Source organism: Limnohabitans sp. TS-CS-82, from assembly GCF_002943475.1.
The window spans coordinates 30023-54309 of the sequence record NZ_PTQX01000011.1 but is presented as its reverse complement, the minus strand read 5'-3'; the positions used below and the strand labels follow the sequence as shown (position 1 = coordinate 54309).

The 24287-nt window shown below is 56.8% G+C and carries 21 protein-coding genes; 8 read left to right on the top strand and 13 right to left on the bottom strand.

What is annotated here, in order from left to right; all coding sequences use genetic code 11:
• Positions 1-18: 18 nt before the first annotated feature.
• Together C5F52_RS19620 and C5F52_RS19615 are read right to left on the bottom strand one after the other, a co-directional pair.
• Positions 19-729 (bottom strand): ABC transporter ATP-binding protein, encoded by a 711-nt coding sequence (locus C5F52_RS19620; RefSeq protein WP_104800050.1) that lies wholly within the window; start codon positions 727-729, stop codon positions 19-21.
• Positions 722-1498 carry an ABC transporter ATP-binding protein gene (locus C5F52_RS19615; RefSeq protein WP_104800049.1) on the bottom strand — a complete coding sequence of 259 codons (777 nt, stop codon included), beginning with the start codon at positions 1496-1498 and terminating at the stop codon, positions 722-724. The genes C5F52_RS19620 and C5F52_RS19615 overlap by 8 nt, the downstream gene beginning before the upstream one ends.
• Before the next feature lie 111 nt (positions 1499-1609).
• On the opposite strand from C5F52_RS19615, the gene moaA reads away from it, so the two are divergent.
• Genes moaA through glp form a run of 3 tightly spaced genes read left to right on the top strand, consistent with a single transcriptional unit; the run spans position 1610 to position 4729 of the window.
• Positions 1610-2773, top strand: a complete 1164-nt coding sequence (gene moaA / locus C5F52_RS19610) for a GTP 3',8-cyclase MoaA (RefSeq protein ID WP_104800185.1) — start codon at positions 1610-1612, stop codon at positions 2771-2773.
• 25 nt (positions 2774-2798) lie between these two features.
• Positions 2799-3449: a molybdenum cofactor guanylyltransferase MobA gene (gene mobA, locus C5F52_RS19605; RefSeq protein WP_104800048.1), complete on the top strand. Its 651-nt coding sequence runs from the start codon at positions 2799-2801 to the stop codon at positions 3447-3449.
• On the top strand, positions 3446-4729 hold the full coding sequence (gene glp / locus C5F52_RS19600) for a gephyrin-like molybdotransferase Glp (RefSeq protein ID WP_104800047.1): 1284 nt from the start codon (positions 3446-3448) through the stop codon (positions 4727-4729). Before mobA ends, glp begins: the two co-directional genes overlap by 4 nt.
• Before the next feature lie 50 nt (positions 4730-4779).
• On the opposite strand, the gene C5F52_RS19595 is transcribed toward glp, so the two are convergent.
• From C5F52_RS19595 to C5F52_RS19575, 5 genes are all read right to left on the bottom strand, one after another.
• Positions 4780-5826 carry a nitronate monooxygenase family protein gene (locus C5F52_RS19595; RefSeq protein WP_104800046.1) on the bottom strand — a complete coding sequence of 349 codons (1047 nt, stop codon included), beginning with the start codon at positions 5824-5826 and terminating at the stop codon, positions 4780-4782.
• 35 nt (positions 5827-5861) lie between these two features.
• Positions 5862-8963, bottom strand: a complete 3102-nt coding sequence (locus tag C5F52_RS19590) for an efflux RND transporter permease subunit (protein WP_104800045.1) — start codon at positions 8961-8963, stop codon at positions 5862-5864.
• Between the two features lie 21 nt (positions 8964-8984).
• Entirely contained in the window at positions 8985-10370 is a 1386-nt protein-coding gene (locus C5F52_RS30270; RefSeq protein ID WP_236657940.1) for an efflux RND transporter periplasmic adaptor subunit, read from the bottom strand.
• Positions 10371-10464: 94 nt separating this feature from the next.
• A complete protein-coding gene (gene rnhA / locus C5F52_RS19580; protein WP_104800044.1) occupies positions 10465-10917 on the bottom strand; it encodes a ribonuclease HI in 453 nt (150 codons plus the stop codon).
• Positions 10914-11654 (bottom strand): class I SAM-dependent methyltransferase, encoded by a 741-nt coding sequence (locus C5F52_RS19575; protein ID WP_236657939.1) that lies wholly within the window; start codon positions 11652-11654, stop codon positions 10914-10916. Before C5F52_RS19575 ends, rnhA begins: the two co-directional genes overlap by 4 nt.
• Here C5F52_RS19575 and gloB point away from each other — a divergent pair.
• The 3 genes from gloB (at position 11653) to C5F52_RS19560 (ending at position 14564) form a co-directional block, all read left to right on the top strand.
• Positions 11653-12435 (top strand): hydroxyacylglutathione hydrolase, encoded by a 783-nt coding sequence (gene gloB / locus C5F52_RS19570; protein ID WP_104800043.1) that lies wholly within the window; start codon positions 11653-11655, stop codon positions 12433-12435. The two genes, C5F52_RS19575 and gloB, sit on opposite strands and share 2 nt — an antisense overlap.
• On the top strand, positions 12432-13916 hold the full coding sequence (locus C5F52_RS19565; protein WP_104800042.1) for a transglycosylase SLT domain-containing protein: 1485 nt from the start codon (positions 12432-12434) through the stop codon (positions 13914-13916). The genes gloB and C5F52_RS19565 overlap by 4 nt, the downstream gene beginning before the upstream one ends.
• A 117-nt stretch (positions 13917-14033) precedes the next feature.
• Positions 14034-14564: a PAS domain-containing protein gene (locus C5F52_RS19560; RefSeq protein WP_236657938.1), complete on the top strand. Its 531-nt coding sequence runs from the start codon at positions 14034-14036 to the stop codon at positions 14562-14564.
• Positions 14565-14625: 61 nt separating this feature from the next.
• Here the strand turns inward: C5F52_RS19560 and C5F52_RS19555 are convergent, their stop codons facing one another.
• From C5F52_RS19555 to C5F52_RS19540, 4 genes are all read right to left on the bottom strand, one after another.
• Positions 14626-16473: a methyl-accepting chemotaxis protein gene (locus C5F52_RS19555; protein ID WP_236657937.1), complete on the bottom strand. Its 1848-nt coding sequence runs from the start codon at positions 16471-16473 to the stop codon at positions 14626-14628.
• Between the two features lie 120 nt (positions 16474-16593).
• Complete coding sequence (locus C5F52_RS19550; protein WP_161499741.1) at positions 16594-17700, bottom strand: sensor domain-containing diguanylate cyclase; 1107 nt, start codon at positions 17698-17700, stop codon at positions 16594-16596.
• A gap of 57 nt (positions 17701-17757) precedes the next feature.
• A complete protein-coding gene (locus tag C5F52_RS19545) occupies positions 17758-18663 on the bottom strand; it encodes a phosphate/phosphite/phosphonate ABC transporter substrate-binding protein (RefSeq protein WP_104800039.1) in 906 nt (301 codons plus the stop codon).
• Positions 18660-19586: a GGDEF domain-containing protein gene (locus tag C5F52_RS19540; protein WP_104800038.1), complete on the bottom strand. Its 927-nt coding sequence runs from the start codon at positions 19584-19586 to the stop codon at positions 18660-18662. The genes C5F52_RS19545 and C5F52_RS19540 overlap by 4 nt, the downstream gene beginning before the upstream one ends.
• A 131-nt stretch (positions 19587-19717) precedes the next feature.
• Here C5F52_RS19540 and C5F52_RS19535 point away from each other — a divergent pair, with 131 nt between their 5' ends.
• Complete coding sequence (locus tag C5F52_RS19535; RefSeq protein ID WP_104800037.1) at positions 19718-20158, top strand: cyclic nucleotide-binding domain-containing protein; 441 nt, start codon at positions 19718-19720, stop codon at positions 20156-20158.
• Complete coding sequence (locus C5F52_RS19530; protein WP_104800036.1) at positions 20155-20526, top strand: cyclic nucleotide-binding domain-containing protein; 372 nt, start codon at positions 20155-20157, stop codon at positions 20524-20526. The genes C5F52_RS19535 and C5F52_RS19530 overlap by 4 nt, the downstream gene beginning before the upstream one ends.
• On the opposite strand, the gene C5F52_RS19525 is transcribed toward C5F52_RS19530, so the two are convergent.
• Positions 20516-20953, bottom strand: a complete 438-nt coding sequence (locus C5F52_RS19525; protein WP_104800035.1) for a hypothetical protein — start codon at positions 20951-20953, stop codon at positions 20516-20518. The genes C5F52_RS19530 and C5F52_RS19525 overlap by 11 nt on opposite strands.
• Positions 20954-20958: 5 nt before the next feature.
• Positions 20959-24243: a chemotaxis protein CheA gene (locus tag C5F52_RS19520; RefSeq protein WP_104800034.1), complete on the bottom strand. Its 3285-nt coding sequence runs from the start codon at positions 24241-24243 to the stop codon at positions 20959-20961.
• Positions 24244-24287 lie beyond the last annotated feature (44 nt).

The following is a 24287-nucleotide window of genomic DNA, read 5'->3' as shown; positions in this document are numbered from 1 at the left end:
TTGTCTCCTAGGAAAAAATCAAACACCGAGGTATTCATGCAGCAAGGCCATCTTGTCAGGCAGTTCTGCGGCGGTAAAACCTTGCACCATTTGGCCGTGCTCCATCACGTAAAAGCGATCAGCCAGCGGTGCGGCAAAGCGGAAGTTTTGCTCCACCATGATGATGGTGAAGCCCTTGGCCTTGAGCGCCAAAATCATGCGCGCCAAGGTCTGAACAATGACGGGCGCCAAGCCTTCAGAAATTTCATCGAGCAATAAAAACTTGGCTCCGGTGCGCAAAATTCGCCCCACCGCCAACATCTGTTGTTCGCCGCCAGACAAGCGCGTGCCAGGGCTGTCACGGCGCTCTAACAAGTTGGGAAACATCTCGTAAATTTCGTCCACCGACATGCCATTCGGTGCAATTACCGGGGGCAGCAGCAAGTTTTCTTCACAGGTCAGTGCTGAAAAAATGCCACGCTCTTCTGGGCAATACCCCAGCCCCAAGCGTGCAATTTGGTGCGGTGCCCAAGTGATGGTTTCTTGGCCATTGATCTTCACAGACCCCGTGCGTCGCCCCACCAAACCTAGCAGTGATTTAACAGTGGTGGTGCGCCCTGCACCGTTGCGTCCAAGCAAGGTCACCACCTCGCCCTGGTTCACGGTCATGTCCACGCCATGCAAGATGTGCGACTCGCCGTAAAACGCGTGCAAATTTGAAACGCGCAAAAACTCTTGAGGCTCAGACATGGGCACCCTCTAATTCGTTGTCGGTGGTGCCCATGTAGGCTTCCAGCACTTGGGGGTTCTTCGAGACCACGGCGTAAGGGCCTTCGGCAATGATTTGGCCGCGCTGCAACACGCTGATGGTGTCGGCAATGCTCGACACCACGCTCATGTTGTGCTCCACCATCAAAATGGTGCGGTTTGCGCCCACTTTTTTAATCAATTCTGTGACTCGGCCCACATCTTCATGGCCCATGCCTTGGGTGGGTTCATCCAACAGCATCAGCTCAGGGTTCATCGCCAAGGTGGTGGCAATTTCCAAAGCGCGCTTGCGGCCATAAGGCAACTCAACCGCCGTGATGTCGGCCATGTCATGCAAATCCACTTCGTTCAACAAAGCCATGGCTTGGTCGTTGAGTTGATGCAACACGCGCTCAGAGCGCCAAAAGTGCATCGACAAACCCGTGGCACGTTGCAGCGCCACACGCACGTTTTCAAGCACTGTCAAATTAGGGAATGTTGCCGAAATTTGAAACGACCGAACCAAGCCCATGCGCGCCACTTGCGCGGGTTTGTCGGAGGTGATGTCTTTGCCGTTGAACAAAATCTGACCCCGCGTAGGGATCAAAAACTTGGTCAACAAATTAAAGACCGTGGTTTTACCCGCGCCGTTAGGACCAATCAAGGCATGAATTTGTCCACGCTTGACCGACAGGTTCACACCGTTGACGGCGACGAAGCCCTTGAACTCTTTCACCAATTCACGGGTTTCTAAGATGATGGATTCAGACATGCCGTGATTCTGAGATCTGTACCTGAACCCTTCGGTCATGGTTATCCCGAGTCGCTGTCTCCACCGCGTCTCTCGCGCAAGGGTTATCGCCAATCAGGCAAAATCACGGCCATGTCTGAACGCGTTATTCCCTTAGTCGATCAACGGCTCCAAGCCTTGGTGGCCACTGTGCCTGCACAGCCCATTGCCACCCTCGGCTTGTTGAGCGACAGCTTGGGTCGCCCCTTGCACGATCTGCGCATCAGCGTGACAGACCGTTGTAATTTCCGCTGCAACTACTGCATGCCCAAAGAGGTGTTCGACAAAGACTACGCGTATTTGCCGCACAGCAGCTTGTTGAACTTTGAAGAAATCACACGCCTTGCCCACATTTTTGTAGCCCACGGCGTGCGCAAAATTCGACTCACAGGCGGCGAGCCACTGCTGCGTAAAAACTTAGAAATCTTGGTCGAACAACTGGCCAACATTCGCACCCCTGACGGCACACCACTCGACCTGACCCTCACCACCAACGGCTCCTTGCTCAAACGCAAAGCCCAGCAACTCAAAGACGCTGGCCTGAACCGCGTGACGGTCAGCCTGGATGGTTTAGACGACGCTGTGTTCCGTCAAATGAACGACGTCGACTTTCCGGTGGCCGATGTGTTGGAAGGCATCGAAGCCGCCAAAGCCGCCGGCCTTGGACTCGACGCACAGGGCCGCTTGAGTGGTCTCAAAGTCAACATGGTGGTCAAACGCCGTACCAATGTTGACCAAATTTTGCCGATGGCACGCCACTTTCGCGGCAGCGGCATCACGCTGCGCTTCATCGAGTACATGGATGTGGGCGCCACCAACGGTTGGTGCATGGACGATGTGCTGCCCTCTGCAGACGTGATTGCCAAGCTGCAACAAGAATTCCCCTTGGTGCCGCTTGAAGCCAGCGCGCTCGGCGAAACCGCGCAACGTTGGGGCTACGCCAACGTAGCCGGTCAGTTCGACCCAAGCTTGGGCGAAGTCGGCGTCATCAGCAGCGTGACCCAAGCGTTTTGCAGCGATTGCAACCGCGCACGTCTGTCCACGGAAGGCAAGCTCTACCTGTGCTTGTTTGCCACCCAAGGCTATGACTTGCGTACCCTGATGCGCCAAGACAGCGCCACCGACGACCAACTCGCCTCGGCCATCGGCCACATTTGGCACCGCCGCGACGACCGCTATTCCGAACTCCGAGCCAGCTTACCCGCCGACAACGCCCCTGCGGTGCGTCGCGTGGAGATGAGCTACATCGGTGGTTAACCCCTCTTCCCTCACACACCTTGCCATGACCGACGCCATTCATCCACAAGACATCACGGGCCTCATCTTGGCCGGTGGACGCGGCAGCCGCATGGGCGGCGTTGACAAAGGTCTGCAAAACTTCAACGGCATCCCCCTCGCCCTGCACACCCTGATGCGCTTGGGGCCACAGGTCGAAAGCGTGATGGTCAATGCCAACCGCAACCTGTCTGCCTATGAGTCATTTGGCTCCTCCGTTTGGCCCGATGCCTCGGCCGACTTCGCGGGGCCGTTGTCTGGCTTTTTGGTTGGCCTGGAGCGCTGCGAAACGCCTTATTTGCTGACCGTGCCTTGCGACACGCCGCGTTTGCCGCTGGACTTGGCCGAGCGTTTGGCCCAAGCCTTAGTGCGCGAAGATGCCGACATCGCGATGGCCGCTGCACCCGAAACTGAGAGCGATGGCGAGGGTTCAAACCGCACCCAAATTCGCACCCAACCCGTGTTTTGCTTGATGAAGATTGCGCTGGCTGAAAGCTTGGTGCAATTCACCCATGCAGGCGGGCGCAAGATCGACGCGTGGACCGCCCAACACAAAACCGCCATCGTGCCCTTTGACGCGCCCAACGATGACCCACTGGCCTTTGCCAACGTCAACACATTGAACGAACTGCAAGCCCTCGAAAACGCCGCGCCATGAAAAGCATCGACGACATCGCCGCAGCCCTGCAAGGCTACGACCCACAAGCCCTGAGCGTGCGCCAAGTGGGCGATTTTCTGAACCACTTGACGCAACCCTTATCCGCCAGCGAAGCGCAAGACGTGTTTTTGTTTGACGCCTTAGGCCGCATATTGGCCCAAGACGTGATCTCGCCCATCAGCGTACCCGCCCACAACAACTCGGCGATGGACGGCTTTGCGTTCGATGCCGCGCAACTGCAACCTGACCAGCCCCTCACCCTGCGCGTGGTGGGCACAGCCTTGGCTGGTAAAGCTTGGCAGGGCAAAGTCAACACTGGCGAATGCTTGAAGATCATGACCGGCGCCATCCTGCCCGATGGACTCGACACCGTGGTGCCGCAAGAGTTGGCCCACATCAAGACCGAACACGATGTGACCACAGTCACCCTCCCTCCCAAGCTCTTGAAAGCCGGCGACAACCGCCGCTTAGCGGGCGAGGACCTAATGCAAGGCCAACCCGCCTTGAAAGCGGGACAACACCTCACACCGGCCGCCCTTGGGTTGATCGCCAGCTTAGGCCTGCCTGATGTGCGGGTACACCGCCGTTTGCGCGTGGCTTATTTCTCCACCGGTGACGAAGTGATGAGCTTGGGCGAATCACCGCGTGAAGGCGCGGTGTACGACAGTAACCGCTTCACCATCTTTGGCTTGCTCACACGCCTGGGCTGCGAGGTGATCGACATGGGCGTGGTGCGCGACGACCCGGCGCTTTTAGAAGCAGCGTTTGCCAAAGCTGCGCAAGAAGCCGATGCCATCATCACCAGCGGTGGCGTGAGCGTGGGCGAAGCCGACTTCACCAAAGCCATGATGAAAAAACTCGGCGATGTGGCCTTTTGGAAAATCGCCATGCGCCCGGGTCGCCCCATGGCCGTAGGGCGCATTGGCAAATCGGTGCTGTTTGGCTTACCCGGCAACCCCGTGGCAGTGATGGTCACCTTCCTCGCTTTTGTGCGCCCTGCACTGCTGCGCATGATGGGCAGCACAGCACAAGCTGCGCCACTGCTGCGCGCCAAGTGCTTGGAGCCTTTGCGCAAAAAAGCAGGCCGTACCGAGTACCAACGTGGCTTTGTCAGCAGCGCCGCGGATGGCTCGCTGCAAGTGCGTACCACCGGCAACCAAGGTTCAGGCGTCCTCAGCTCCATGGTGCAAGGCAATGGCTTGATTGTTTTGCACCACGACCAAGGCAACGTGGCCGTGGGCGACGAGGTCGATGTGATGATGTTTGACGGGGCGATTTAAATACCGCCCCATAGCCGCTCTGCCAGCAGGCAGCACTGCCTCAGACCAGCTCAAGCTTGCTGGCAAACCAACAGCTGCTCACCCCAACGCTGCATCAAGATCGCCGCAGGCAAGGCTTGCGCTTTTGGGTAGGCAGTTCCCGCCCACAGGCTTTGATGCTCACCATCGTTGCGTTGCACAGCGCGCTGGCGAATGGGGCCAGTCAAGGTGTTTTGAATGGGGAAGGGCAAGGTAGGCTGGCCTTGCAGCGCTGCGATGAAATCGTTGGCAATGCCTTGCGCACGTCGCCCCGAAAAACCACGCGTGAAGGCCGTACTTCTGGCATGTTCATGGCGAATGAACGCTTTGTGCGCGGGGCTCGCCCCCGATTCGTCACAGCACAAAAACGCTGTCCCCATTTGCGCGGCCACTGCGCCTAAACGCAACACGCGGTGAATGTCTGCGCCATCCATAACGGCACCCGCAGCCACGATGGGCAAGCGTATGCTTGGCATCAGAGCATGCAGCAAGTCGTCCAACGGCAGCTCTGCGTCAGCGCCATCGGGCTCAAACGTGCCACGGTGCCCGCCTGCCTCTGATCCTTGCGCCACGATGAAGTCAGCGCCCGCGGCTTCAATCTGCTTCGCTTCAGCCAGACTCGTCGCGGTGATGCCCACGGCAATCCCCAACGCTTTGGCCTGTTGCATGACGGCCGCAGACGGAATACCGAAGTGGAAGGTCAGCATGGCGGGCCGATACTGCCACACGGGCAGTAGCAAGGTTTCTAGATCCGGATAAAACGGCGCTTGCGGCATGCGCAACACACAGTCCTCAGACAAGCCAAGTGCGTGCAATGCAGCCAAGGCTGCTGTTTGTTGTGCCACGTCAGGCAATGCCACGGGTTGAAACACAAAGAAGTTGGCATTCAACGGCCCTGCCGTCAAGGCTTGGGTGGCCGCCAAATCGGCACTGATTTTGTCGGGGCTGCTGTAGGCAAACCCAAAACTCCCCACCCCGCCTGCATTGGCCACCGCTGCGGCAAGCTGAGGCGTATTCACACCGCCCGCCATGGGCGCTTGAATGACGGGGCATTGAAGTTGAGAGAAATCAAACGTCATCGCGTGGCCCCACGTTCACCTCAAACAGACATGCGTCACGCACCCACATCGTCATCTTCGTGACGAATCGTGATGGCGCCTGGCACTTTGTGACGTGCCAACAAGGTGTACATGGTAGGCACCACAAAAATCGTGAGCAAGGTACCCAAGCTCATGCCCCCCACAATCACCCAACCGATTTGTTTGCGGCTCTCAGCACCCGCACCCGTTGCCAAGGCCAAGGGAATAGCACCCAGCACCATCGCACCGGTGGTCATCAAAATGGGACGCAAGCGCAAGGTGGCCGATTGCGTGATGGCCGCAAACAACTCCATGCCCTCTTCACGCAACTGATTGGCAAACTCCACGATCAAAATGCCGTGCTTGGTGATCAGGCCCACCAAAGTGATCAAACCAATTTGGCTGAACACGTTCAAAGTGCCGCCACTGAACTGCAAAGCCAACAAAGCGCCCACCATCGACAAAGGCACAGAGAGCATGATGACCAAAGGATCGATGAAACTCTCAAACTGCGCAGACAGCACCAAGAAGATGAACAGCAGTGCCAGCACAAACACAATCACCAACGAGCCGGACGACTTCACAAACTCACGCGATGTGCCATTCAAATCGGTCGAATAACCGGGCTTGAGCAACTTCTTCGAGGTGGCATCCATGAAGGTCAATGCCTCCCCCAAGGAATAGGTCGGCGCTAAGTTGGCGGTGATCGAGGCGCTGCGACGCTGGCCAAAGTGGTTCAACTCGCGCGGCACCACCACCTCTTTGATCTTGACCAACGCGGACAACGGGATCATGGCTTCGTTGCGACCGCGCACAAAAATATGCTCGATGTCATCCGGCGTGTCACGTCCCGTGGGCGCAGTTTGCACGATCACATCGTATTGATCGCCCTCACGTTTGTAGCGGGTCACTTGTCGGCCACCCATCATGGTTTCCACCGCACGGGCAATGGCATCGACAGGAACCCCCATGTCTGCGGCACGCTCGCGGTCCACCTCCATGCTGATCTCGGGTTTGTTCAAACGCAAGTCGGTGTCCACGCTGACAATGCCCGGATTTTTAGCCAACTCTTCTTGAAAACTACGCACCACTTGCGACAAGTTTTGATAGCTGTCCGAGGTCAAAATCACAAAGTTCAACGGGCGTTCGCGGAACGCCTGCCCCAAGGACGGCGGGGTGATCGGAAACGCCGTCACACCGGGCAACGAAGCCACAGCGGGCGTCATGTCACGGGCGATTTCAAGCGTACTTCTCTTGCGCTCTTCCCAAGGCAACGCGCGATAAAACACGTTACCTTGCGCCACCGTAGGGTTGCCCACCACGGTGAAAATGCGATCGAACTCGGTGTACTTGGACGACATGCTCTCAATGGCTTTGGCATAGCGCGTGGTGTAGTCCATCGTGGCACCGTCAGGACCGTTGATGACCGTCAAGATCACGCCGCGGTCTTCGAGTGGCGCCAATTCACTTTTGGTCGACTTGAGCAAGGTGAACGTCCCCATACCGGCTGCCACCATGACCGCCACCACCAACCAGCGGCGAGACATCTCAAACCCAGCCACACGTCCGCGAGACAGGGTCCACGTCAGCACACGCCCATAAGCGCCGGACAAACGCTGCAACTGCGTCTCCATCGTGCGATCAAACCAACTCGGGTTGTGGTTGTGCTTGAGCATCAACGAACACATCATGGGTGTGAGCGTGAGCGCCACAAAGCCAGACACCACCACGGAACCGGCCAAGACCAACGCAAACTCGGTGAACAATTTGCCCGTGCGCCCCGGCGTGAACGCCAGCGGGGCGTACACCGCGGCCAAGGTCATGGTCATGGCCACCACCGCAAAGCCCACTTCTTTCGCGCCCTTGATGGCGGCATGAAAAGGCGACATGCCCTCTTCGATGTGGCGGTAAATGTTCTCTAAAACCACGATGGCATCATCCACCACCAAACCAATGGCGAGCACCAAGGCCAGCATGGTGAGCGTGTTCACGGTGAAGCCAAACATGGCCATCAACGCAAACGTGCCGATCAAGCAAACAGGAATGGTCACCAGCGGGATGATCGACGCGCGCAAGGTGCGCAAGAACACAAAAATCACCAAGGCCACCAAAATGGCTGCTTCAATGATGGTTTGATACACCGCTTTGATGGAGCGATCAATGAACACCGAGTTGTCGTTGGCTATTTCGATTTCAACGCCAGGCGGCAAGTTCTCTTTGATGCGCGGAATCATGGCGCGCACGGCGGCACTCAAATCCAGCGGGTTGGCCGTGGCATTGCGAATCACGCCCAAGGTGATGGCGTCTTTGCCATTCAAGCGCGTCGAGGTGCGTTCCAATTGCGGGCCCTGCTCCACGCGCGCGACATCGCCAATGCGCACTTGAAAACCGTTGACCGTCTTGATGACGACTTGGCTGAATTCCGCAGGTTTTTGTAAATCTGTGGAGGTGGTGACGTTGAATTCACGCAACTTACTTTCCACACGACCGGCCGGCACGTCGACATTAGAGCGACGCAACGCGTCTTCCACATCTTGTGGCGTGAGCTTGTAGGCGGCCAAACGATCGGCATCGAGCCAAATGCGCATCGCATATTTACGCTCACCGTACACACGCACGTCAGACGCACCGGGTGCCGTCTGCATCATCGGTTTGGCAATGCGGTTGGCGTAATCCGTGAGCTGAAGCACGTTCAAGGTGTCCGCGCTGAAGGACAGCCAAATCACCGGAAATGCGTCAGCCTCCACCTTGGCGATCACCGGTTCGTCAATGCCTTGCGGCAACTTTTGACGCACGCGGCTGACTTTGTCGCGCACATCGGCCGCTGCCGAGTCCGCATCCCGAGAGAGCACAAAGTTGACGGTGATTTGACTTTGCTCTTGGCGACTGATGGAGGTAATCACGTCCACGCCTTCAATGCCCGACAAGGAGTCTTCCAGCACCTTGGTCACCTGCGACTCGACCACCGCACTGGACGCACCGGTGTATTTGGTTTCCACCGTGACCACGGGGTTGTCGATCTTGGGATATTCGCGCACATTCAAGCGTGTGAACGACACAAAACCCACCAACACAATCAGCAACGAAAGTACGGTGGCAAACACCGGACGACGAATGGATATCTCAGGCAACTGCATAAGGTGTTCTTTGCGAAGGGGTTAGCGGTTGGCTGGAGTCGCTGCTGCAGAAGACGCCGATGCGGCGGCTGACGCAGGATTGGCAGGCGACTTACCCATGTCGACCACACGCAAGGGCGAACCGTCTTTTTGCAAGCGCTGCTGTCCCGCGGACACCACCACATCGCCCTCAGCAAGACCACTGATCACTTCCACTTGACCCGCACGTCGAACCCCCAACTGCACCTCGGTACGTTGAGACACCCACTTCGTGTCAGCCGGCAAAGTCGGCGCACTGGCTGAGGCTGCGGGTAAATCGGCAGGTGCCACCGCTTTGATCACAAACTGTTTGCCCCCCTGCGGCACGATGGCCTCTTCAGGCACCACCAGCGCATTGGGCTTCACCGAAAACACCGCGGTCACACGGGCAAACATGCCCGGACGCAATGGGCCATTGCCACCCGAAGGGGCTGCATTTTTGCGATGCTCAAACATGCCAGGCGGGCAACCCAAGCTTTGCGGTGTGGGCAAAGGCGTGGTGCGCCCGACAGGCACGGAGGTGTAACTGGCTTTGGGCGCGGCAGCGTCCGCCGAAGCTTGGCGACGTTCACCAACCGGCGCCAAGGCTTCGCCTGGGCCATTGACCAGCACGGCACGCACGCCAATTGAGCGGCCATTGGCATCAATCAAAGGATCGACGGCTTCGACCGTCGCTTTGAACAAGCGGTTGGCAATGGCATCCAGCTTGATGTCCACCACTTGGCCGGGCTTGACTTGCACTTGGTAACGCTCAGGCAATCGGTAATCGACATACAGCATGCCAATGTCTTCCAGATTGATGAGGTCCGCGCCGTCTTTCACATAATCGCCCACGTTGACGTTGCGCAGTCCCACCACGCCATTGAACGGGGACACGATGCGCATGCGCTCTAAACGGGCACACGACAACCCCAATTGCGCATCGGCCACTTGCATGGCGGCGGCGCTTTCATCCAACACGCGTTGCGCCACAAAGTTTTGCGCGACCAAGTCTTGGTTACGCTTGTAATTGGCACGCGCCACCGACATTTGTGCCAACGACTGCTGCACTTCTGCACGTTGAAAGGTGTCGTCCAACTGCACCAACAGCTGGCCCGCACTCACGCGCGCGCCATCGGAAAAGCCCAGCGACACAATGCGACCCGCCACTTCGGGACGCAGCATCACACTTTGTCGCGAGCGCAAACTGCCAACGGCTTGAGCGTCGTCGCGCAAGGTGGTTTTTTTCACCGGCACAACTTCCACCCCCACCATCTTGGCGCCATTAGGTGCACTGGCACCGGCCACCACAGTGTCCGACTTTGGGCTGTTTTGATACCACCACGCCACACCCGATGCCGCAGCAATACCGATCAGCGCGACAAGGGGATAAATCTTTTTGGATGCCATGAAGTTATTTCTTTTGAGTTTCATTCACACAGCCGGTCAATGTACCAGTCGGGGTGTACGTCACCACAGATTTACCAAGGCTTCACACAGCTTGTCACCGAGAGGACAGCACCAATTCCACACCTCGGTTAGCCAAGCCATCGGCACGTTCGTTGTCGACGTGACCGGCGTGGCCTTTGACCCAATGCCAATGGATGTGGTGATCGCCGTCGTGCACCAAAGCATCCAACATTTGCCACAAATCTGCGTTCTTCACAGGCTGCTTGGCGGCCGTGCGCCACCCGCGTGCTTTCCAGCCATGGATCCACTCGGTGATGCCTTTGCGCACGTATTCGCTGTCCAAGTACAAGGAGACGTGGCAAGGTCGCTTCAGCGCACGCAAGGCCTCAATCACGGCCAACAGCTCCATGCGGTTGTTGGTGGTACCCAACTCGCCGCCGAACAGCTCTTTCTCCTCGCCCGAAGGTGAGCGCAACAAAGCGCCCCAGCCGCCTGGGCCGGGATTGCCCTTGCAAGCGCCATCGGTGTAAATCTCAACTGCGTTCATTCCATTCCTTTGGTGGCCGTCGTGACGGCCTTGGCCGCGCGGGCCGGTGATGTCTTCCAAGCCGGTCCCATCAAGCGCATGCCACGCACACGCTTGATCGCCGACACCATATAAACGCCGCCAAAAATGGGCCACGAGCGCGAACCCGCAGGGTCCATCCAAGCCAAGCGCTGCAACCAACGTTCCGAGCGCAAGGCGGGCCGGTAGCAGCCAAAGTGGTTGTCCTGCACCTCAAAGCTCAAGAGCCGCAACCAATCACGCAAACGCCAATGGCCAATGAAGTCCCCCACCTCGGGCGGGCCTTTGCCACAGCTTTTTTGCACACCCCACAAACTGGTGGGATTGAAACCACAAATCACCACCCGCCCTTCGGGTACCAACACACGCTCAACCTCTCGCAGCGTGGCATGGGGGTCAAAGCTCAGCTCAAGCGTGTGGGGCAAGACCAACAAATCAAGGCTGGCATCCGAAAACGGCAACGCTTCATACTGGGTCAACAACAACTCACGCCCCAACGGCCCATGAACTGGCAAGCGGTCGCACCCCAACCAACGATGCGGCATGCGATTGGTGGCCAGCGCGTCGCACTCGGGCAAGCCCAATTGCAACGCATGGAAACCAAAAACGTCGCTCACCGCACGGTCAAACTGAGCTTGCTCCCAACGCAGCAAATACTGCCCCGTTGGGGTTGCCAGCCAGTCGTGCAAACTATCGGTTTTTATGCGTGGAGATGTCATGAAACTTGTTGAACTGCCCGCCTTCACCGACAACTACCTGTGGTTGTGGCAACAAGACGACCAAGCGGTGGTGGTCGACCCCGGAGACGCCGCCCCTGTGCTGCAAGCACTAGCACGTGAAGGTCTGGCACTGACCGCGATTCTAGTCACCCACCACCATGCTGACCATGTGGGTGGTGTTGCCCAATTGCGCGCCGCAACAGGTGCGCAAGTCTTCGGTCCCGCGCGCGAAAACATCCCCCAACCCTTCACCCCCGTGATGGCCGGCGAGCCCTTGTCTTTATTAGGTCAGCGCGTGGACGTGTTCGATGTCCCTGGCCACACAGCGGGCCATGTGGCGTACTTTTTACCCGACGCGCAGCCCAGTCCTGTGTTGTTTTGCGGCGACACCTTGTTTTCTGGCGGGTGCGGGCGTTTGTTTGAGGGCACAGCCGCGCAAATGCTGAACTCCCTCGACGTTCTAGCCGCCTTACCCGCCCACACGCAGGTGTGTTGCGCCCACGAGTACACTCTGACCAACTTGCGATTCGCCCTCGCTGTAGACCCCCGCAATACAGACTTGCAGGCCTACCAGACCCATTGCCAAAGTTTGCGCGCACAAGGAACACCCACCCTGCCCGCCCGACTTGGTACCGAATTGCAGATCAACCCGTTCTTACGGGCTCGTCACCCCGATGTGCGACACGCTGTGGCACAACACGCAGGCCTCAATGCCAAGACCCAAGCCGATGATGTGGCTGTCTTTGCGGCTCTGCGCCAATGGAAAAACGACTTTCAATGAGATTTTTAAACACTGCGTTGCTGCTGGCTCTTACCGTTTTAGCGGGTTGCGCCAACTTAGAACAAGCTGAGCCCCTGATAACACCGCGAGCGTCCAATGCGCCGCTGATGCCAACAGCCCCCGGCCTGAGCCCCATCGCCAAAGGTCAAGTTCGCCATGAAACGGTCACGCCCTTGGCCCTGCCCAACGATTTGTGGGAACGCATTCGCAAGGGCTACGCCATGCCCAACTTGGACAACGAGTTGGTCACTGACCGCACGCAGTGGTACAGCAACAAGCCCGACTATTTGCAACGCATGGGCGAGCGCTCCAGCAAATATCTGTATCACATCGTCGAAGAACTTGAGCAGCGCAACATGCCCACCGAGTTGGCGTTGCTGCCCTTCATTGAGAGCGCCTTCAATCCCCAAGCCGTGTCAAGCGCTCGCGCCAGTGGCATGTGGCAGTTCATGCCAGCCACCGGAAAAAGCTTTGACTTGAAGCAAAACGCTTTTCGTGACGACCGCCGCGATGTGCAAGCCTCAACCCGCGCCGCACTCGACTATTTAGAACGTCTCTACAAAATGTTTGGCGACTGGCACTTGGCACTGGCCGCCTACAACTGGGGCGAAGGCAACGTTCGCAAGGCCATCACGCGCAATCAAAACGCGGGCTTGCCCACCACCTACGCTGACTTGAACATGCCCATGGAAACGCGTATGTATGTGCCCAAGCTCCAAGCCATGAAAAACATTGTGGGCAACCCGAGCACCTACAGCGTGTCGCTGCCCAACATTCCCAACCACCCCTACTTTCAGAGCGTGCCCCTGCCGCGCGACATGGATGTGACGGTGGCAGCCAAATTGGCTGAAATTTCGTTGGACGACTTCAAAGCCTTGAACCCATCGGCCCACCGGCCTGTGTTGTTAGCAGCTGGCATTCCTGCCATCTTGCTGCCTTGGGACAACGCCGAAGTGTTCCAGCGCAACTACGAAGCCTCCGCCACAGGTCGCATGGCCACATGGACTGCTTGGATTGCGCCCAGCACCATGAAGGTGTCCGACGCTGCCCAAAAAGTCGGCATGAGCGAAGCCGACTTTCGCAGCATCAACAACATCCCACCCCACATGATGATCCGCGCAGGCTCTGCGCTGCTGGTGCCTCGCACCTCGCACATGGCCGATGACGTGACAGCCCGCGTGGCCGACAACGGCCGACTCGACTTGTCGCCCGAACAAGTGCTCAAACGCATCACGATCAAAGCCAGCAAGCAAGACACCGTGGCCAGCATCGCCAAACGCAACAACGTCAAACCCGAGCAAGTGGCGGAATGGAACAAGGTGGCGGCCAATGCCAGCTTCAAGTCAGGCCAGCAAGTGGTGCTGTTTGTGTCCGGCAAAGTACGCAGCGGCAACACGCATATTGCAGCCACCAAAGGCAAAAAAGTCACGGTAACGAGCAACAGCAAGGCCAATGCGGGCACCAAGTACGCCAAGCGCTAAATCGACCACGGCGTGGATGGATGTTATTTGGGGTCTATTGCTCGTGGAGTTGACGCACATCAAATCGTCATCGGCGTAGGGTGAAGAAAATCTGTGTTCTAACCAAGACAGATTGAAATGACATCCTTGCGCATCACCCCAACGAACGAAGAAAAAGTCATGCGTGAAGGAGACTTGATCGTCTCCAAGACCGACATCAAGGGTCGCATCACCTATGGCAATCGCACGTTCAATGAATTTTCAGGATTCACAGAGAACGAGCTCTTAGGCACGCAACACAACATCATTCGCCACCCCGACATGCCAAGGGCTGTGTTCAAGCTTTTGTGGGACCGCATACAAGCAGGTCAAGAGGTGTTTGCCTTTGTGAAGAATATCTGCAAAGACGGCTCGTTCTATTGGGTGCTTGCCAACGTCACGCCATCGTATGACGCACAAGGCACGCTCTTGGGTTACTTCTCCGTGCGCCGCAAACCCAACCCCAAGGCCATTGCGCAAATTCAACCGCTGTACCGTCAAATGCTACAGGCCGAGCGCAGCGCAGGCACGCGCGATGCCATCGCGGCATCCACTCAGTTGTTGACCGACACCTTGGCGGCCAACCAAATCAGCTACGACGACTTCGTACTGGGCTTGCAAGAGGCTTAAAACGCCATGCCCTTTTCAGAGCTGGGGCTGACCCAATCTCTGAGCGGGACACATCTCACGTTTAAGTTTCGAACTTCTCAACTTCGCGGCGTGTTGCATCCGCGATTTTGGAGAGTTCAATCACGGTGGCCGTGATTTCTTCAGAAGCAGCCGCGTTGCTGCGGGCAATGTTGTCCACGTTGCTCAGGTTCGCGTTGATCTCTTCCACAGCGGCGCTTTGCTGCTCAAGGGCGGCCGCAATGCGTTGCAGCATGGTGTCGGTTTCGCGCGCGCCTTGCTCGATGTTGGTCATGTCTTTGTTGACCTCCATCACAGCGGCCACCGCACGGTGCGCTTCTTCCACCGCTTGTTGCACCAAGGCAGCAATCTCTTGCGAGCTTTGGGCGCTGTTCAAAGCCAACTTACCCACTTCATCGGCCACCACGGCAAATCCTTTGCCATGCTCGCCTGCACGCGCAGCTTCAATGGCCGCGTTCAGCGACAACAGGTTGGTTTTGTTGGCGATCTTTTCGATCACTTCCGTGATCTTGTTGATCTTCTCCGAGTTGCTCGCGATGTTGTTGACCACCGTGACCATCTCTTCCATCTTGCGCATGCTGGAGCGCACGGACTCGACCGACTTTTTGGATTGGTGGCTGGCGAACTCGGTGTTCTTGGACACATCCGACACCGAGGTGACGGTTTGACGCACGGCCGTCGCCACTTGGCCAATGGCGTGCGTTTGATTTTGAGCGCCATCCGAAATCTGACCAATCGCGTTGCTGGTCTGGTTCGAGGCTGCGGCCACTTGACGGGTGTTGTTGTGGATCAACATCATGGCGTTGCGCAGCGCTTCTAATGAGCTGTTGATGTTGGCTTTGAGCGCTTCCAAGTCACCCTTGGCAGCCACCGTCACGCGGCCGTTCAAATTGCCTTGGGCCAGGCCCTTCATCACCAAGGTGATGTCTTCAAACACCGACTGCTGAGCTTCGATGCTTTGGTTCACGTTGTGCTTCAAGGCTTCCAAATCACCTTTGGCCGACACTGTCACACGGTCTGCCAAATTGCCATGCGCCACCGCATTCATCACGGACGTGATGTCGTGGAAAACCGCTTGTTGTGCCTCAATGCTTTGGTTGATGTTTTGCTTCAACGCATTCAAATCGCCTTTGGCTTCAACGGTCACGCGTCCTGCAAAGTTACCTTGCGCCACGCCGTTCATCACCTTGGTGATGTCTTGCAGCGTTGAATCCAAAGACTTTTGCATGTCCGAGACTTGCTTCAACAATGGGAAACCCGCTTGTGTCGTTTGATGCCCCTTCGCGGCAAAATTGCCTTGGCTGATGTCACCCGCTAACTCAGCCACCAAGGCCGCCTCGACGGCTTCGCGACGCAAGATCACGGCCATGAAAATCAACACCGAGGTCTCAAACACCACGAAGGCGGCATGCAAGATGATGATCCAAGGGTTGATCGCACCGTCGATCACAAAGATGCCGCCGAACCCCGTGGCTTGCAAGAAAGCAAAGCCCACGTGGTGCACCGCGATCACCGCTGCTGCGGCTACCAACGGACGCCAATCGCGGTAGTACAACAAGAAGGCCAGCAACGCAAAAATACCGAAATGCATTTCGGACATGCCGCTGGTTTGCTGAATCATCAACGCCGAATACACCATGAACGCGCTGGCATTGGCCAAGCGCGAACCCAGTGAACCAGGCGCCATCGAATAAATGACGAATGGCACGGCAACCGCAGGCAAGCCAATCGCCAAGGCCACACCCCACGTTTGCGTGAAGTAAGCAATGCCAGCGCTGATCACAGCCAAGAACACCAAGGTGCCCAACATCACCACATCGGCTTTGGCCCTTTGCGGCTGAAGAATCAACTCAATGTTGTGAGCGTCTCTTTTAGATTGATTCAGATTCATCTCAAGTTGTCCTGCAAAAAGCATTTAAAAAACCAGGGTTCTGGTGGATGTACCAACCCAAAGCAACAGTGCTGTAAACCAACCACGCCAACAACAAGGGCCAGACCAAACCCTTGCGCATCACTCCGCACCCGCTTGCCAAAGTGCCCAACCACCACCACCGGTGCGTTTGGTTTTGTACATGGCTTGATCGGCATGGTTGATCAAGGTATTGGCATCCGATTTGTCTTGTGGATAAATCGTCACGCCAATGCTGAAGCCCAAACGCGCCGAGTGGCCTTCCGCCAAAAATGGGGTGGTCGTTACATGCAACAAACGGCTGAGCACGGGCTCGATTTCCCATGTGTTTTCTAAGCCGTGCACGATCAACACAAATTCGTCGCCGCCAATGCGTGCCAGAAAATCGCCTTGGCGTGCCATGGTACGAATACGGCTGGTAACCGACTGCAGCACCTTGTCGCCAACGCGATGGCCGTGCTCGTCATTGACGGGCTTAAAACGGTCTAAATCGATGAAGCACACCGCCAAGCTGCCTGAGCCCGCTTCGTCCACGCGCGCCATGCTGTCTTGCAACTTTTGCATCAAGGCTGTTCGGTTCGGTAAGCCCGTGAGGGGGTCGTTGTTGGCTTTGTCGGTCAGGTGGGAGTTCTCGGTTTGCAGACGCACTTCGTTGCCATCAATCACCACATAGGCGCGGCGCAAAATCCAACCAAACACCAACAACATGAAGCCCGAAAAAATCACCGCCACAGTCAAGGTCTCACGCGCCAAGCTACGCAAAGCTTTTTTGGTGTCGTCGACGACTTCCAAACGCAACCACCCCACAGGGTTCGCGCCATTGAGGGCATGCCAGCTCAACAAATTACCATCATCGTCCAACACCGAAGTTGAACCACTGGTAGGCAGCGTCATGCGCTGCGTAGAAAACACCGCCATCGGACGGCCTGTTTTGGGATCACGAGCCACATTGGCAATCACATTACCACGCACATCTGTCACCGCTGCAGATTGCACGTTACCGTTGGACAAGGCTTGTATCAAGCGTGCCTCAATCGCACCGAAGTCGCGCACCAACAAGCTCTCTAACACTGCCAAAGACACGCCTTCCGTGAGCATGACCATGGAGGTTTGGCGACGCTCTTCAAAGAGTTTTTCAGAATGGCTGTACACCAGCCACGAGCCACCCAGCAACAAACATGACACCAACGCCACAAGGAAGATCGCCATACGAGCGAAAGCTCGGGATGAGTTTTTTTTCAAATCGGTCATGTAGGTGGTCAACGATCAGCGCTTGGGAACTTCGACAAACGCTTCAATTTTTAAATATTCAAGAGGCAAGTAATCACGGGCGTAGTCCACGGCCACGGGTTGAGGCATTTGCGCCTTGTTCATGGCCGCTTTGCCTGCGTCGGTGCTGGCGTAGGCGATGAGCGCTTTGCGCACGCTCTCTTGCACGGCGGCGGGCACCCGCGGATGCGCAGAAAACGGATGGGCGCGATAGCCCGACGACTCAAAGAGCACTTTGAGTTGAGACTGCAAACCCTCTGGCTCTCGCACCAAGGTGTTGTTCACAGCGCCACCCGCGACCACATCGGCTTGCAGCACGCTACGGTACACATTGCTGTGCGTTTTCACGTAGAGGGGCTTGATGTCAATGCCACGTTGGCTCAGGGTGGCACGCGTGATCAACGATGCGGCAAACGCGTTGGGTGACGGAAATGCCAATTGCTTGCCATTTAAGTCCTCCAACTTACTTATGCCACTGTCTCGACGTACCACCAAAATGCCCGTCAAGGGGGTGGCATCGGCCACCAAAGGCCGATAAGCCTGACGGCGATAGGCCATCACTTGGTGGTAAGGGTTCATGTACGAAAAATCAGGCGTACCGGCCAACAACTCCAACTCAAAATCAGGAATTGTTTTGGAAATATTCAGCGTGAAGCACTGTTTGGTGGCAAGGCCAATCGCTTCCAAAACAGGCGCCCAATGGCTGTAAGTCTCAGACGCAGGCAACTGAGGCACCACAGAGACCACGTAAGGTTTGCTTGCGCTGACATCGCCCAAGCAATTGGCCGCCTGCGCATGTGACAACGCAGGCAACAGTGCTGCGCACAGACCCAACAAAGCAACCAAGCACACACGAGGCAGCATCAAGGTGCGCCGCTTGACACCACAAAAAATCATCGTCATTTGGAGAGGTTTGCTTTCAACTCAGTTTGTGTCGAAGAGCCGGCAGTCCGAGATTGGGCACGCATCTCACGCGCCCAACGCTCATCCTCCAACACATCGCGGTGTTTGGCATCTGTCAAACGAAGATGCGACAAGGCCACCAAATCTTCGGCCGTCGTCGCATCATTAGGAAACAACGCCACCCCGAGGCGCACGCCCTTCCAAGGAGCCAGCGGCGAAGGTGGGCTTTCAAGTTTGTTCATCAAACGCTGCACCACCGCCGCAATGCCTTCGGGCTGCGTGAGCCGGTCAATGATGATGCCGAACTCGTGGTCGCCCAGACGAATCACGCGATCGTGCTTGCGCAACATGGTCATGATGCGCGTGCCCATCTCGTACAACATATTGCGTGCTGTGCTTGCCCCCAGCACATCGTTGAGCGCTTTGAAGGCCTTGATGTCGACATGAATGCATGCCACGCCATAGGCATGACGCTGCGCGGCTTCAAGGCTGTGGGTCAAATGGGCCATCCACGCCAAACGCTCCGCGTCATGGCCTTGTGGCACAGCTTGCGTAGCGACGGACTGCGGTTGATTTTGCGCAGCCAAGGCCGAAACCGCCGTTAACCAACGCTGCGCGAGGATGCGCAAATGCTCGCCCAATTGCCCCACATGCTCACCCACGACTTGAGGGGCGATCATTTCCAACACACGCACAGAGGTGCCGTCTACCAACAAATAACGGCCCACAAAGGGTTGTGCGCGGTCATCGTCATGCGCGGGGCGGGCGACGCCAATTTCACAACGCTCAGCCTGATGCAGGCGTTGTAAGCTCTGCGCTAAACCACGGACAACTTGCTCAGATTCAAAACATTCCATCCATGCAGCAGCTTCGCTTGCCAGAAACGTGGCAGCGTCAAACGTTGCAAGAACGGGGTCGTTCATCAGCAGTATTCTCAGTAAGGTTTAAAATTGTCACTAGTTTAGCAAAAGTGATGAAATCACAATAAATATCAAGGGTTTATTTCATCGTGGATTCATTCTTTTTCGGGATCAATACCCAAAAATTGTCAAAAATGGGACTGCTTGACAGCCATGGCGTCCCCCTCACTGATGCCGAACAAGACACCAAGCTCAGCAGCGAGGAACATTTGTTTTCGCGCCTGCGTTCTTCGAGCTTTTTGCGCAGTGCCATTTTCAGCAAAGGCCACATCTTGTTCAGCCAAGGCGACATGGTGGAAGAGGCCCACGTCATCTTTCAAGGGCAAGTGCGTGTGATCGCGGGTGACACCTCGTTTTACATGGGGCCCGGTGCCGTGATTGGCTTGGCCGAAGGCATTGCGGGCGTGCCCATGCGTTGGACACTGCAAGCCGAAACCTTGTTAAACACCCGAACCATCCCCATCAAACGTGCGGTGGAAGAAATCCGCACCACTGACGCTGGCTTGCGCAGCATTTGTCGCGTCACGGTCATGCGCACTTTAGGCGTAGACCAAACCCCAGAAAGTTTGCGATGAGCGAAGCCTATTTCCCCATTCAAAGTTACAAAGCGGGCGATGTGCTGTTTTCACGTGGCGATGCAGCGCACACGTTCTACATGATTGAATCTGGCGAAGTCGACTTGTTCGTGCCGCCCGCCAACACATTTTTGGTTCGTTTAGGCGCAGGCGAAGCGTTTGGAGAGCAAGCCATTTTGACGGGCGGTGTGCGCGGTGCCACGGCCATTGCCGTGACCGACATGGTCTGTATCCAAATGACCGCTGAATCGTTGCAAGAAATTGTGCAGAGCCAAACTTCGCTGATTCGTCCGGTCTTAGAAGGTCTGTTCCTTCAGCTGTATTTGCAGAACTCCATCCGTTCTGCCATTCCCGAACTTAACTCGTGATGTCGTCAGGCGTCACGTCGGCCTGAAACAACGCGCGGTCCAAAGGACGGCGCAGGCGATAAACCTGCGCGTCTGAATTGAGGTCCCCAATCAGCGCGTCAAAAAACACCTTGGTGGCATCGGGCAAGCGTGGCATGGGCAGCCACTGTGCGGGGGTGATGTTGCGCAAACCCACCACCTCATCGACCTCAAGCATCAACGGCTCATCGCCCTCGGTCGCGCTGTAGACCACGCCCATCAAGCGCTCACCCTGCGTTTGACCGAAAAACGTGTGCACAGCGACGGCGTTCAGCACTTGCTTGCGCCACTCGACATGACCACCCTGCCCGCCTACCGCCAAGTCGTCCAGACTCAGCACCTCATGCACGCCCAAGGCGTCCACCAAGAGTTGCAAAGGACCCGCGCGAACTTGGAGATAAATGGCCATACAGATCAGGCAGCGACTGGCATTTGAGACATTTGGGGCAACTGAGGCAGTTGCGCATGGTTGCCAATGTTCTCGGCCAAGCGGTAAATCGCTGCGCCATCCAGAATCAACACCACGCGACCGTCGCCCAAGATCGATGCACCGCCCACACCTGGCAAAGCAGCCAAGCGTGGATGGATGTCTTTGGTGAACAGCTCTTGGCGGCCCACAAACTCATCCACCGACACACCCAAGGTGCGTTGACCATCGGAGAGCACCACCACGAAACGGTGTTGACCTTCGCTGGTTTGCTTGAAGCCCAACAACTCTTCAAGTCGCACGATGGGCAAGAAGTTACCGCGCAACATGATGGCCGTGCGGCCTTTGACCGACTGCACATCGGCTTCGCTGATTTCAACCAATTCGGCCACATAGCGCCCTGGCACCGCCAAGGTTTGACCGGCTGTGTTGACCAACAACACCTCTTGCACCGCCGCCGACAAAGGCATTTGCATGGTGAAGATGGTGCCACGGCCCAACTCGGAATCGAGGTGAATGTTGCCGCCCAAACGCATCACGTTGGTACGGACCACGTCCATGCCCACACCACGGCCCGAAGTTTCAGTCACCACATCTGCTGTACTGAAGCCCGCACGGAAGATGAATTTCAAAATCTCGTCGCGGCTCATCAGCAGGCTGTCTTCTTCTTTGACCAAGCCGCGCTCCACCGCTTTGCGGCGCACGCGCTCGGGGTCAATGCCTTTGCCGTCATCGCTGACGCGAATCAAAATGCGACTGCCCTGCTGCTCGGCTTGAATGCGAATGACCGCCTCTTCGGGCTTGCCCGTCAACTTGCGTTCCGCAATCGTTTCAATGCCGTGGTCGGCGCTGTTGCGCACCATGTGCAACAACGGGTCAGCCAGCGACTCGACCATGGCCTTGTCGATCTTGACCTCTTGGCCCGTCAATTCCAAACGGATTTGCTTGCCTTGCGCTTGTGCCAAATCGCGCACCATGCGTGGGAAGCGTTTGAACACCAACTCCACGGGCACCACACGCAAGCCCATCACGCTGTCTTGCAAGCGAGACAAGGCGCCTTGAATCAAGGTGTCTGTTTCTTGCAGACGGCGGTTTTGCTCGTCAATCAAATCAATCAAGCGCTGAAATTGCGCCACGCCTGTGAGGTCGGCCAAACCGGCATCGCTCGAACGGCGCAGTGCCACCGCTTGCTCACGCAAACGCTGGTCGGCAATGACGTGGGCCAACTGGCCACGCACCAACACCATTTCGCCAATTTGGTTCATGAACTGGTCGAGCATTTCGCCCGGCACACGAATCACGTTGGCAGCGGCAGCTGCGGGGGCTGGGGCACGCGCGGGGGCGGCGGGTGCAGCTGCTGGCGCTGGCGCCGGTGACGCGTTGGCGGTCGGGGCTGCGGCCGCAGCGGCAGGTTCGGGTGCAGAGACAGGGGCCGTGGCCACAGGCGCCACGGCGGGCGCTGGCGTGTCCACCATCACAGGCGCATGCACAGGGTCCGGCAATGCCGCAGGTGACGATGTGGGCGCAGGAACGGAGACCGCCGCCACAGGTGTGGATGCAACAGCAGGCGCTGCGTCTGTCGACACGTCAGCAAACTCAATCATGGCGGGGCCGCTGGTCACACCGAACTGGCCCAACAACTTGATGAGGTTTTTGCCGGCATCGAGTTGTTTGATCTCTGCGTCAATTTCTTCGAAGTCGCCTTTGGAGATGAACAACATCTCGTACCAGCTCTCATCGTCCACAAACACCGAACGGTTGGTGATGATGCGGCCACGCTCAGAAACCCACGACAAAAATGAGGTCGCAATTTGCTCTGACGACTCCAAATGCGCCACGATCAAATAGGCCTTGGACCCATCGTCGATCATGTCTTTCAACTCACGCGTGTTTTCTGAGGACAACAACTCAGCCAACTCAGGCGGAATGCGCAAAGAGGTATGGAACGCTTGAATTTCCTGGGCCGACATGTCGCTGGCGTTGTCGTGCGCCCAGACATAGTCTTTCATGCGCTGCGACAAGCTGTCTTGTTGCGCCACGAACGTCGCGTTGAGCAATGGTTTTTTGTCTTTGCTCTGGCACACATCACGAACGAAGGCCACCGCATCGCGGGTCAAGCTGATGACTTCGTTGTTCAACGTCAAATGCGAACGCGCTGCACGGGCATAAGCATCCATCAACAACAACGGCACATCGCAATGGGCGTCTGGGTACAACGAGGTCAGATAAGCGTTCACGCGCGAGAATTCTTGCGACACATTGCCCGCAACGGTCTCATCGGCGTAGGCGACTGCGGCCTCTAAAGTTTCTAAATTTTGAGCAATGTTGTTGAGCAGATGGTCCAAACTCTCACGCAAGGTGCGCGACAGCACTTGGCTCAGCGACTCACCACCGAGATCGCTGCCTGTGGTTTCACCCAAATTACGCAAATCGCTCAAAAACGCCACGATGGTGTCCACCACCAACTCACCGTTTTCACGGCTGATGGTTTCGTCTTTGGGCAAGGCTTCCGAAATGTCTTGAATGCGCTTGGTGATCCCCAAGTAACCCAATTTATTGGACGCACGCACCATCCAAATCAACGGACGGCGGATGTCGTTGGCAACGGACAAAATTTGTTTGGGGTCTTCTTTGGCGGCAATCGACAAAGCCAATTGCTCAAGGATGGGCAAACCGTTCTTGAGCAAACGCAAGAAGATCGACTGATCGTCGGGCGCATCTTCGTCGGTGCCAGACGCAGAGATTTTCACCAACTGTTTGGGCTCAGGGGGTACTGCTTTTTTCGCGGGTGTTTTAGGGGCTGCAGGGGCAGTCGCTTGCTCCGTCGCGGCAGCAGGTGCAGCAGGCACCTCAGGTTCAGCGGCTTCCGCACCACCGCCAGAGGCTTTGCGAAACGCCGCTTCGAGTTCTTTGCACAAGGCTTCAGGCTTTTGACCATCGGAGCGCTCTGCCACCGCAATGTCGCGCAGTCCTTTGATGGCGTCTAAAGCGCGTAGCAACACGTCGACCGTCGGTTTGTCCAAACCGGTCACACCTTCGCGAACCAGTCCAAGCAAATCTTCGGCACGATGCGCAACAGCTTCAAGCGCACCCAACTCCATCACACGGCTCAAACCTTTGAGCGAGTGAAAAGCGCGAAAGAGGCTAGAAATTTCTTCGCCCGACAGCTCGCCGCCGTCGGCACGCACCAACAGTGATTCAATGCCCTCAATATGCTCTTCGGTTTCTACTGCATATTGAGCCCATATGGTCTCGATAAAGTCATCTGACATTGACTTGTGCCCCTTGTGCGCTGATTACCTGAATGACGTGGTGC